The 11,878-nt window shown below is 59.4% G+C and carries 9 protein-coding genes and 1 pseudogene; 3 read left to right on the top strand and 7 right to left on the bottom strand.

Features of this window, described 5'->3' with window-relative positions; genetic code table 11:
- The first annotated feature begins 237 nt into the window (after positions 1-237).
- A complete protein-coding gene (locus FQV27_RS18165; protein WP_147101343.1) occupies positions 238-672 on the top strand; it encodes a site-specific integrase in 435 nt (144 codons plus the stop codon).
- Positions 673-878: 206 nt separating this feature from the next.
- Here FQV27_RS18165 and FQV27_RS18170 read toward each other — a convergent pair whose 3' ends face one another.
- On the bottom strand, positions 879-1,361 hold the full coding sequence (locus FQV27_RS18170) for a DUF1993 family protein (RefSeq protein ID WP_186827381.1): 483 nt from the start codon (positions 1,359-1,361) through the stop codon (positions 879-881).
- Positions 1,362-1,884: 523 nt separating this feature from the next.
- Between FQV27_RS18170 and FQV27_RS18175 the strand changes: the two genes are divergently transcribed.
- Together FQV27_RS18175 and FQV27_RS18180 are read left to right on the top strand one after the other, a co-directional pair.
- Entirely contained in the window at positions 1,885-2,676 is a 792-nt protein-coding gene (locus FQV27_RS18175) for a phytanoyl-CoA dioxygenase family protein (protein ID WP_147101349.1), read from the top strand.
- Positions 2,677-3,192: 516 nt separating this feature from the next.
- Positions 3,193-5,292 (top strand): DUF262 domain-containing protein, encoded by a 2,100-nt coding sequence (locus FQV27_RS18180; protein WP_186827382.1) that lies wholly within the window; start codon positions 3,193-3,195, stop codon positions 5,290-5,292.
- 134 nt (positions 5,293-5,426) lie between these two features.
- Here FQV27_RS18180 and FQV27_RS18185 read toward each other — a convergent pair whose 3' ends face one another.
- From FQV27_RS18185 to FQV27_RS18210, 6 genes and pseudogenes are all read right to left on the bottom strand, one after another.
- Entirely contained in the window at positions 5,427-7,082 is a 1,656-nt protein-coding gene (locus FQV27_RS18185; protein ID WP_147101355.1) for an ATP-binding protein, read from the bottom strand.
- On the bottom strand, positions 7,069-8,142 hold the full coding sequence (locus FQV27_RS18190; RefSeq protein WP_147101358.1) for a DNA cytosine methyltransferase: 1,074 nt from the start codon (positions 8,140-8,142) through the stop codon (positions 7,069-7,071). The genes FQV27_RS18185 and FQV27_RS18190 overlap by 14 nt, the downstream gene beginning before the upstream one ends.
- 116 nt (positions 8,143-8,258) lie before the next feature.
- Complete coding sequence (locus tag FQV27_RS18195) at positions 8,259-9,014, bottom strand: HNH endonuclease (protein WP_147101361.1); 756 nt, start codon at positions 9,012-9,014, stop codon at positions 8,259-8,261.
- Between the two features lie 466 nt (positions 9,015-9,480).
- Positions 9,481-10,485 (bottom strand): extracellular catalytic domain type 1 short-chain-length polyhydroxyalkanoate depolymerase, encoded by a 1,005-nt coding sequence (locus FQV27_RS18200; RefSeq protein ID WP_147101365.1) that lies wholly within the window; start codon positions 10,483-10,485, stop codon positions 9,481-9,483.
- 45 nt (positions 10,486-10,530) lie between these two features.
- The gene (locus FQV27_RS18205; protein ID WP_147101368.1) at positions 10,531-10,947 is read right to left on the bottom strand and encodes a CopG family transcriptional regulator; all 417 of its coding nucleotides are present in this window, start codon (positions 10,945-10,947) and stop codon (positions 10,531-10,533) included.
- A gap of 538 nt (positions 10,948-11,485) precedes the next feature.
- A pseudogene (locus FQV27_RS18210) lies at positions 11,486-11,851 on the bottom strand (IS6 family transposase); the annotation flags it as partial.
- Between the last annotated feature and the right edge of the window lie 27 nt (positions 11,852-11,878).

Raw genomic sequence — 11,878 nt, forward strand, 5'->3', positions numbered from 1 at the left:
TGTCCGGGTTTCAATTAGCATCAGTTGGCGCCCTTCCGTTCCCCCTCACTCTTACACTCAACGAAACTTTTCACAATTTGAACCGCCCCGGCTTGCCCGGAGGGGCGTTTCGTTCAGCGCGGAAAGCTGAAATTGGGCTCGGAGCAGACCTTCGCGGTGGGCTGGCTTGATGTGGTATACTGTGTCACCAACATGAGGTTGGTGTCGAGGCTGGGCGAGGAGGTTGGAGGACAGAACATGCCTACTGCCAACTTACCTGCCATCCGCGCTTGCCGCCCTGCCTGGAACAAGGGGCGCCTGATAGGTCAGAAACGCCCACTTTTGCCGAAACATGTCTGGGCCATCCGCGTTCGCCTAGAGATCGCCGGGAACCATCGCGACCTTGCCCTCTTCAACTTGGCCGTCGACAGCAAGCTCCGTGGCTGCGACTTGGTGAAACTAAAGGTCGTCGACGTCTACGCTTCCGGCCAGGTCAAGGAACGTGCATCGATCATTCAAAGCAAGACCCAACGGCCGGTCAGGTTTGAGATCACGGAAGGAACGCGGAAATCGCTGTCGCGCTGGATGGAAGAGCCGCTTCTTCTGGGACACACCAAGATGGACAGCACGGTCCGGTATCTGGGCGTGGACCTAGAAGACGCGCTTGCCATCTCCGAAAGTGTTGAAATCTAATGGACCGGGCCGCCGTCACTGGCGGCCCTAACCTGCCGTTCAGTCCCTGGCCGACCGCCGCGGTGCAGCTTCACCAGACCGGTCATTCGTCCATCGCGTAGCACTCTCGGAAAATGAGGGTCGGCAGGGCGGACACAACGGACTTTCACTGCACATACCGCGATGTCAGCTTTCCGATCGCCGAACCGAAACAAAGCAAGTTCAACTCAGTATTCGTGCTGCCCATCAAAATCAGCTTTACCAAGCCTGACGCCGCCGTGCCGCAGTCCAGCGTATGCCATGGTCAGATGGAACAGCATGTTTGGCAGTGCGAAGCGCGCGACGTAGTCGGCGGAGGACTGCTCAAGTTGCGCCTCCCCTGCCGTGTGCTTCACGTTCACCGTCCAGTCCGGCCTCGGTGCCTTAACGATGGCCTCGGCAACAGCCGAATGCAGATTGCGCAAAGACGTAAGGCTGCAAGGCTCTTCGATTTCAGGGATATCGGCGCCTACAGGCTGACACAGCGCTCGGGCAGCGAACTGGATCGCAACAGCAAGATGGAACCCTGTGTCGAAGCTGTCAGGAGCGAGTTGGATGGCCAAGAGCGCCTTGGCTTCGGGTTCGCATTCTAGTTTAGCCAACAAGTGCTCTGCTTGGCCAAGATAGTGAACGACTGAGCGAACAAGCGCGGCTTCTGCGGTGAGCGTCATGTCTGGCATCCTCCATCAGTCAGAGAACTACCCTTTGCGAGGGGAGTGCAAAAGTCACAGCCGAAAAGCGGTTTTGCCAGAGCCGGCATTCGGAGCGCAGCGTCGGTCATTGTAGGCTCCGACCTGACATGCGGCGGCGCGGTAGCTCCATCATGAGGGAGCCGCCACTGTATCGACGTCTTCGGCCCAGAGCTGCCGTTCGCCAGAGTGGCCATCGCCGCAGCGCGGCTTCCCCATACCTGACCTTCGTGGCACCGTGCAGCATCGTTCAGGGCTTCAAGGTCAGCAATGCGGACGGAAGCGGACGCTTGGTTCAGCAATGAAGGTGCTCAATCGGCCGTCACCTCGCGGTGGTATTGGGAACGCCGACCTTGACCTATCGGAGTAGCAGGAATAGCCAAAGGCCCATGATGTTTACGTCCACCTTCTTCCCGCGATTCTGAGCGACCCGCGTCGCAGGCGCTCCGGCGCTTATTGAATCGCAACGGCTTCGCATCGCGAAAGCCGATAAGGAGGACGTGAAATGTCCATTCCCCAAGGAACTGGCCTGACCTCGGATCAGGTCCAAAGCTTCATCAACGACGGCTTCGTGAAGGTGGACGATGCCTTCAGCCGCGACCTCGCCCAGGATTGTCGGAACGAGTTGTGGGCCGACATGGGCCTCTCCCCAAATCGGCCAGAGACCTGGACCGAACCGGTCGTTCGTATCGGCTCGAAATCTTCGACGCCCTTCGTGGCTGCCGCCAATACGCCGCGTCTGCATGCCGCCTATGACACTCTCGTCGGTGAAGGCCGGTGGCTGGCCCCTCAGGGGCTCGGAACCTTCCCGATCCGCTTTCCGTCGAACGAAAGCGCCGGGGATGATGGATGGCATGTCGACGTGAGCTTCGGGACCGAGAACCCCGACTTCATGGAATGGCGGGCGAACGTCACGAGTAGCGGAAGGGCACTCCTGATGCTCTTCCTGTTCTCGGATGTCGGTCCTGACGATGCTCCCACGCGGATACGGAAGGGCTCGCACGCCACTATCGCCCGCGAGCTTCTGCCATACGGCCAGGCCGGTGCTACGCTCCGGCAGCTTTCGGCCGAGGGCTACGCTTCCACGCAAGAGTGCGAGATCGCTCTTGCGACTGGCGCGCCTGGGACGGTCTACCTGTGCCATCCCTTCGTGGTTCATGCGGCGCAGCCGCATCATGGGACCGAGCCGCGCTTCATGGCTCAGCCGCCGCTGGTGCCCAGCATGGAATTCGATCCGAAGCTTGCACCGTCGCCAGTCCAGGTCGCGATCCGGAAGGCCTGCGGTCTGACGATATAAAGCGAAGGGGTTCCGGGACCGCAGGTTGGTGCCGGAACCTCGCCACGAATGTCGTGGAAGGGCTCGATGCGGTCATGCGGCGGTGCGGCAGGCCGTGTGACCATCCTGGCAGAGCGACATGGCACGCCCGGCCCTTAGCTGCCGGTCAGATAAGCCCTATGCCGCGGCGCAGCGTTCCCGCAATCGGCCGTTCATGTTGCGGGAAGCAACGCCAACAGGCTAAGGGCGCTAAGGACGACAAGCTCGCCCGGTCCGGACCGGCAGATCGAGGACTGGCGATGCGGTATCGTGTTTGTTCCAGCAGATGGGCCACATCGGCCACAGCCGAGTCAAGGACGCCAGGATCGACTGCATCCTCGACAAGTTAGAATATTTCGCGAAGAAATGGGCTCCAAAGCTACGGAAACCGATGCAAAGACCAGATCGCCTTGATCAACGCCAAATCCGGCGGTTCGCGCCGCATGGTCACGCTGAACGTTCAATTGATCAATGAACAGTGATTTTAATGGAGATCCGATGAAAGCCCAGCACGTCTTCTTCCCGAAAATCATCAACGGGGCGTCGCAGTTCGTGATCCCGGTCTTCCAGCGCGACTACAGCTGGACGGAGGAGAACTGCCGCCAGCTTTGGAAGGACATCATGCTGATCGCGACGGCGCCCGGGGAGAGGGGGCATTTCATCGGCTCTGTGGTCTACATCCAATCCGGGGACAGCAACGCCGGCTTCTCTCGCTGGCTCCTGATCGACGGGCAGCAGCGGATGACCACGCTCACGCTCCTGATGGCGGCGCTGCGCGACCACATCACCGAGACGAAATGGGCGGGGAGCGAGAACGGCCCGGTCGCGAGAAAGATCGAAGCCTACTTCCTACGCAATCCGCTGGAGGAGGGGGAGAAGGGCTTCAAGCTTCAGCTACGGCGCCATGACAACGAGACCCTCCAAGCGATCATCGCCGGAACCCCGGTCCCGGAAACCCCCTCCGTGAACCTGCGGGACAATTTCGAGCTCTTCCGGGACCTTCTGAAGGAAGCGGATCCGGAACGGGTCTACGCCGGGATCAACCGGCTGATGCTGGTCGACGTGACGCTTGAGCGGGGGATAGACGACCCGCAACTGATCTTCGAGAGCCTAAACTCCACCGGGGTCAGCCTGAGCGCGTCGGACTTGATCCGGAACTTCATCCTGATGAGCCTAACCGAGAAGGCGCAGACTCGGCTCTACCGGGACTACTGGGGCAAGATCGAGGACCTGTTCCGAGGCAATGACCGGGTCTTCTCGAACTTCATCCGGGACTACTTGGCGCTGCGTAGCCAGCCTGCCAAGCTGGAGCGGTCGGACCTCGTCTACGCCGCCTTCCGCCGCGCCTTCGGCGGGATCGGTCACGATCCGGAGGCGCTTGAGGCACTGCTCACGGACCTGTTGCGGCGCGCGCGCCAATACGCCGCCTTTGCCGTCGGGTCCGGGCCGGACGAGCGGGCCCGCGCCTTCTCGCAGCTGCGTCACCTCGCCGACGTCCCTGCGATCCTGATCATGCGACTTCTCGAGGCCCACGAGGTTCAGCAGACACTAAGCGAGCCGGAACTCCTCGAGGCGGTCCGCCTGATCGAGAGCTACCTGTTGCGCCGCGCCGTGATTGGGGGCCAGAGCCGCGGCTACGGGCTCGAGTTCGCCAAGCTCGCCTACCGGATCGATGACGCGCAGCCGCTCGCCTCGCTAAAGGCGGCTTTCGCCCGAATGCCGGCCGCCTACGCCTTCCCGGAAGATGAGGAATTCGAGCGAGCCCTCCTGGAGGGGGACCTCTACCACAAGCGGGTCTGCAAGCACGTCCTCGACGGGCTCGAGAACCGCGACAGCAAGGAGCAGAGCGACACCGGCGGCTACTCCATCGAGCACATCATGCCTCAGAACGAGAAGATGCCGGAGGCCTGGCGCGTCATGCTCGGGGAGGGATGGCAGGGGGTGCGCCAGAGCTGGCTGCACCGGCTCGGGAACCTTACCCTGACCGGCTACAACAGCACCTACAGCGACAAGCCCCTCGCGGAGAAGCAGATGATCGAGCACGGGTTCCGTCAAAGCTCGGTCCGGCTCAACCAGGACGTCCGCGATGCGCCCGTCTGGACGGAAGCGGAGATGAGCGCCCGCGGCGCGCGCCTCGCCGCCCGCGCCCTGACAGTCTGGCCCCGGCTCGACGCGGACACTAAGATGATCCGGGAGATGGAGAAGGAGGAGCTCAAGGCGCGCGCCGCGAGCCGCTGCCTCGACAAGGTCGTGATGACCGACGAGGCCAAGGCGCTATTCAACGCCCTCAGGGACAGGATCAAGGCCGACTTCCCGGAGGTGATCGAGATGGCTGAGGCCAAGTCGGTCAGCTACCACGATCCGGACTTCTTCCTCGAGGTGATCCCGCGCAAGCGCGGCCTCGGGCTCCTGATCGGGATCGACTACAACGAGGTGGACGGGCGAGACGAGACGGTGCAGGACACGGCGAACTACAGTTTCGTGGTGAACGCCTCCTATCAGGGCGGAGTCCTAATCAACTTGCTCGATCTAGACCAACTGAAGCAGGCGATGCAGGTGATCGCGCGAGCCCACACTCTCATTTCCGGTGCGGGATAGAATTGGGTATTTGCAAAGTATTCTAATGTTTTCGAACGGCCCAAATCTGCCATCGACCGGAGTCGATCGCCTCCTCGGTGCAGTCTGTCAAAGGAGAAATTCGCCGCAGGTGCAAATTAGACAGCCAGCCAGGCCTAGCTCTGCAGGAGGTTCCGGATGCGTCCTTTGATGTTCTCAAAAGTCATTGAGAGGTGTGTCTTCGCGTTGTCCGTCAAAAGGCCGGTGTGCCCGACGGCGTTGCGCACTGGTTTATAGTTGACCGCGTCCTTCACCAAGGACGCGTTTTTTCCGCCATCGCCATTACCTTCAATCGATTTAGCCATGTGATCCATGCCGAGATAGCTCAAGTCGTCATTGTCCTTACGAATGGTGAAGCTGATATTGGCTTCGCCTTTGCGATCCTGTTCACGCTGGCGCCAGGTTGCGACCTCCGTTTCTGAAGGCTTGGACAGGGCGACACCCTTGACCGTCATGTATTTCCGCACAAGATTCTCGGAAAGGAAACAATCCACGTATGCTGAAATGTTGAACTCCGCGTCCGGCGCAAGCTCTTCCAGCCATGTATCAACTTGATCGCTGTTGGGATCATCATTCTCAGGCTTGTATTCGTTCTTTGCTTGGGAGTAGAGACTTTTTACCGTCCGCTGCTTCTTGGTTGCGCGGCCGGTGTTCTCATCATCACCTTCCTTACCGCGATCCAAGCGGAGCTTATCCCACTCATCAAGAATGTGTGGCAAGACCGTGTGCTTGAGATAATCAAGGAGCGACTGAAAGTTTTCGTCGTCCTCGACGATCCCCTCCCGGCTGCTCGTGAAGGGATCTCGACCGGGTGCATCCATGTCGTTAAAGTGAAGCTGACCGTACAAGTAGCTCTCGAGAATTCTCTGCGTCGGGATGTGTCGGATTATATTTTTCTCACGCAGACGACCGTTCACGAAAAGGTCGACGGTGGCTCGCTGGTCGGTGCCATCAATTTTTAGGTGCCTTGGCAACTTCACAGTGGCCAAGAAGCCAGAAACATTTAGCGTTGTCGTAAGCGCGATTGGCTCGGCGGCCTTTCCAGTGAACTTCTTGATGAATTCGTCACAGTAGCCATTAATGACCCAGCAGAATTCGGTGTTGCCAGCCAGATCTTTCAGGTCTTCGACACTGACCGGATCGCCGTTAACGTGGATTTTGAAGTTCTCGTCAATCACCGAAAACCTGAAAGTCATCGCTATCAACTTCCGCAGGTGAGCGATCGAGTTTCGGATGTGCTCTTTGGTATTTTCGAAGTAGATGATGGTCCCATGCTCGTGATCATGGGTGAGGCCGTCAATTAGAGAGAAGTCCAGGTCCTCAAGTGGGTACTGATCAGGCGTCATGTCACTTGTGATCGCTGCATCAAGGCCACTATTGTCGATCACACCGCCAACGTAATCGGTATCTTTTGTCTTTGAGAACACTGAGACTTTGTCCGCACAAGACAGCAATGCCAGCTTTCCAATCCCCTTAGCGCCGATGTAGGGTCTGTCGGATCCAGTCTTGTAAGTACCGTCCTTGCGCTTTGAATAGCCGACTTTGAGAAATTTTCCTTGAAATTCCTCGGCGGTCATTCCATTCCCATCATCCATAATTATGAACGAAGAGTTCACCTTGTCAATTGTGATCCAAACGTTCTTAGCCTCAGCGTCCCAAGAGTTGGATATAGCCTCGCCAAGTACCGTAATGAAATTTCGATATAGGTTGCGGCCAAGGTGATTGAGAACACTCAAAGAGATCTCAAAGCGGAAATCATCATTCTCGGTCAATTAGCTCATCTCCGTAATGAATCTGTGCAATCTCTTTACCAATCGCTTCGCCCAGCTTAACCGGTACGGCATTCCCTATCCAACGACCAACCTCTTTCATTGAGGGCGCCTCTTCTTTAGGGAGAAACTGATAGTCGGGCGGGAAAGACTGTAATATGGCTGCCTCACGAAGTGAGATCGCTCTGTCCTGATCTGGATGCCCAAAGCGACCGTTGCCGTATCCGTAGCACTGCGTCGTCATGGTCGGAGAGGGATTGTCCCAAGTCATTCGGGCGTAGACGCCAGAATAGGTCTTGCCACTCAGCTTTCTGTGACACGCGGCACGGAGTTCAATCGGCCAGTCACGCCAAGTCCCGCCTGGCTTGGAAGCCTTAATCCTACGCAAGTTCAAGTCAGAGAGGGAACTGGCAACGTGCAGACGATCATTCGGGTCGGCCTCGCCAGCTGCCAACTTCGGGAGACGCCCAATCGCCTCCATAACCGAAACCGCCGCAGTTTTTCCTGTATTCAAAGGGACTGCGGAACGATCCTTGGCAGCAATCAAAACGAGCCGCCGACGCCGCTGCGGAACGCCGAATTCCTCGCAGCGCGCGATCGTCCACTCGACGGAGTAGCCCCCATGCTTTAGTGTATCAACGAACCGTTGAAATACCTTGCCATCTTTGTAGCGCTCAAGGGCGGGGACATTCTCCATCGTCACGAAATCTGGTGCGACTTGGACCGCCAACTTTGCGAAGTCCTCGACCAATCCCCATTGAGGGTCTTCATCATACCTTTGCTTGTAGGTGGAAAAAGGCTGGCAGGGGGCACAACCCGCAAGAACTTTCGGAAAGTCTCCCGTGAAGTGTGCGCTGACCTCATTCGCGGTTAGTTTGGAGACGTCGCGTGCGTGGAAGGTTGCCCCATTGTTGGTCTCGAAAGCGAATTTGCACCGAGCGTCAGTGTCGTAGCCCGCCTTTATCTCGAACCCAGCTTGTTTTAGACCGTGGCTGAGGGCCCCAACGCCGCAAAAAAGATCAACGACCTCCCCGAGGGGCTTTACTTTCCTACTCTTGCTCATGCCCGCTCAACACCTCCAACACATTTTTTCTTTCTTCTCTAGCGAATACGCTCCCACGCTGTCCATGAGTTTTCCGAACAGTAGCTGACTTATCGGCTGCGTCTAGTGTGGGCAGGTCAGTAGTCATACCAAGCCTCATATTCCCGTGACGTGGCTGCCGACCTTGCGCCCTTGTCGAGGTTACAATTGGAGCAAGTCAGTTGAAGATTCGTTACACAGTTCATCCCTCCAAGAGCCAATGGCATAATATGGTCGTAATGGATTTGCGACTGTTGGCTGAAAAGCTTGGTCAGGTCCGTCTGGCATAAAACGCACCTACCCTTGTCCCTGTGAAAAACGGCGCTCTTCGCCCAAGCCGGGATAGAAGCTCTGGTCAGGTGACCGGTGTTGTTGAAGGCCTCTGGTATGAAGGAAGGGGACGTATGCAGAACGTAGCCGCTCACCATATGACCGAAGGCGGACATGGTCCCACGATTTGCAAACAAGACGTGAAAGACTTGTTTCGATACTGTCTCACACAACTCGGCAATCAGGTCTTCCTGCTGGAGGGCGTCCAGATAATCATATCCATCGAATTGGCAAAATTCCGGGCGACGCACCGTCAATTGGCCAATACGATTTGAGCGAAGCATATGATCGATCCAGTAATTGCCCGGCCTGCTGCTGAAGTTTTTGGCGTCCTCAAAGATCACGCTTGAGATCAGTTCTTCTATAAAGACGTGGAAACAAGTCCACTTTGGATACTTCCGCACAAGACTGGATGACGACATGTCGCCAAATATATCCTCGACGTTTCGAAGGTATGTCCCGGGTTCCCGGGTGACGCCGTCCACCATTTGGCAGATGTAGTACAGGTCAACGGTCGAGACCATCTGTAGTTGTGAGACCAAGTGCCGAGCCTATCTCCAAGTCTGTATTCAGGCCGTTGTCGCAGAAACGGCACAACAAAGATACTGGCTGTAGAACGGTGCCATAGAACGCTTCAGTTCTTGATCGAACGACCGCTTTCTTGCCGAAGCGGCCGTCCAGTCGCTCGGCAGCATTCGTCAAAAAGGGCTCGAACCGGTCATGCGGCACTGCGGCGTGCCGCCTGGCCACTCCATCGGGGCCGGATGACACGACCGGCCCTCTGCGGACCTTCAACCGGGCAACTGCCGCCGCAGCGCGGCGTCACCGAAGCTGCCTTCCATCCTCGCCGCAGCATTTCCACAGGCCCGAGGTCTGCCGTGGTGGCCAAGGGCGCCGAGGCTGGCCGTCGGGCCTGTGGGATGGTCTGAGGCGATCTCGTCGCGGACGGCCGTTTGTCTGTGTGTGCCGTCCGCCGGGGCGGCACTCCGATCAGCGCATCTGTGCGCAGACGAAGCGGATAATCTCCGTAGAGGCATCGGGACCTGCCGGGTCGGCGTAGGAACCGGCGCGGTCGCCGCCGAACCAGGCGTGGCCCGCGCCGTCCACGCGCCAGAGCTCCGAGCCGGAGGGAGCCACGCGACGGGTCCAACTGCGTCCGCCGTCGTCATGTGCGGTCTCGAAGCCTCCGGGGGGCACCAGCGCTTCGGCGTTCGCAACGGAGACTGTGGCATCCGCGGTGCCGTGCAGCACGATGAGCGGCGCGCCGTCCCCCTGGGCGACCCGGGCGCCGCCGCGCATCGCAGCGAAGGCAGAGCCCATGTCCCGCGCGGCCCCGGCAGGCAGTCCTGAATGCACGCCTGCAGCCACGAAGACATCCGGGTGCGTCACCGCGAGAATGGCCGCCATCGCACCCCCGGCAGAGAGACCCGCCACGGCGGACCTCCCATGCGGCAGATTGAGGTCGGCCAAGACCTCTTGCGTCAGCGCAGCCAGCAAGGCGGGTTCGCCGCCTTCGCGCTGCTGGTCCTCGGGGCGGAACCAGTTCCAGCAGGATTGCGGGTTGTGCGCGGGGCCCTGCTGCGGCCAGGCAACTGCAAGACCGGCCTTGGCGGCGGCTTGGTTCATGCGCGTGCCCCGGGCAAAATCCTCCGGAGTTTGCGTGCAGCCGTGCAGCATGACGAGCAACCCTTCCGATGCGCCTCCGGCTGGAACGAACAGGCGGTAATCCCGCGATCCCGCAGGGCTTTCATGGCGGCGCAGCGCCCATGTACTCCCTTCCGGAAGGGGTGGTGTGGCGTCAGGCCGACCGGAGAGGTTCAGCCCATTGGCCAGATCACCCAGGCCCGGCAGATCGAAGGATGGCATGCGCGGGGCCTGGCCACCGGACAGGCCGGCCTGCGACAGTGCATCGTTGATGACCTGGTTGACGTCGATCGGTTGCGTCCGGGCATGCGTGAAGCGCCGGCGAAAAGCCGTGTGGAAGGGTCGGGTCATGGGTCGTCTCCTGTGAGACCGAACAGAAGGGTCCGGACGGGGGTATCAGGTGATGCGGTCCTTAAGGGCCGCCTTGACGTCCTTGGGCGCCTGCAAAGCGCCTAGGACCTGGATTGAGCCGATGGCACGCACCGCCAGCTCCGGCGAGACATCGGAGGCGATCCGCGCGAGGCCCAGCACCTTGAGGTGCAAGGCTTCGCCTTGTGCGACGACCGCCTCGAGCGCCTCTCGCGTCAGGTCAAAGAGACCGAGCTCAAGCTGATGACGGGCAACCGACCGCTCGACGGTCTCGGTCTCTTCGCGAAGCTGCGCGCGAATGGCCGTGCGGATGAAGTCCGTCCGGTTCGCGTAGACACCCTCGCGCACGAGCAGGTCGATGCGGCCGAGGTCGACATGACCGAGGTTGATCGTGATCTTTTCCGGGTCGGCCTGCCGGTCGGGCAGGCGGTGTATGTCCGCCATATCTTACTCCATCCATATGGATGGTATATAGATGATCAAGTCTCAGTGCAAGCTCGCATCTGGCAGCGCAGTCCGGATCTTCGGCCTAACGGGCGGCCATCTGATTGTGGGTTCCGGCTATCGGGGCGGCATTGCGTGTCCAATCTTGGCTTGTGGAACGGGTGAGATAGCCCGAGGGCGACGTGCAAACACCGGCGCCGTGCCAAATGGACACCCGCACCGACGTGGATCAGCGGAATTGTAGGACCAAGGAGTTTCGCTGCGAGTCCATTTTCCGATTAAAATTTCCAGCGCGATGCGATCGCTGTCGGCCCACACCGGTCATTGGCCAGGATCACCATTGCCGCAGCGCGGCTTCCCCATACCGGACCTTCATGGCACCGCGCAGCATAGTCCAGGGCCCCAAGGTCAGCGGTGCGGGACATTCCCGTCATTCGCCGAAGCGGTCCGATCTGTGCCGCGATCGCGAGACTTTTTGCTGGATGGGCGGGAAGCGGACTTGCGGCGCCGCGGCATGGCGGGGACAGAAAACAGAACAAGCTGACCTTCGGGGTCGGGGCAAAATCACTCTTTCCCGACCTGCAGGTCCGGCGGAAGGCGGATCATCGAAGGCCCGCCACAGTCAGTGTTTCACACCGTTGATCGGGATGACGACCTCATCCATATGCCTTTTGTCGGGCGGACGGGGACGATCGCGCCGGATGCACGCCGCGAACTGGAGGCCGAAGCGGTTCACCCAGAGACGAATTCCCTCGCGGCTGACGACGACACAGCGCTCGGCGAGCAGGTCCTCAACATCCGCCGCGCTGAGGGCAAACCGGTGGTAGGCCCAGACAGCATAGGAGATGATCTCGCGGGGGAAGCGAAAGCCTTTCAAGCTTGGCATCGAGGTCGGAAACGTCATGACGCCGCGTTATCCGAGAAGGAGAAG

It is taken from the genome of Paracoccus aurantiacus (assembly GCF_007993065.1).
In the GTDB taxonomy this organism is placed as follows: Bacteria; Pseudomonadota; Alphaproteobacteria; order Rhodobacterales; family Rhodobacteraceae; genus Paracoccus; species Paracoccus aurantiacus.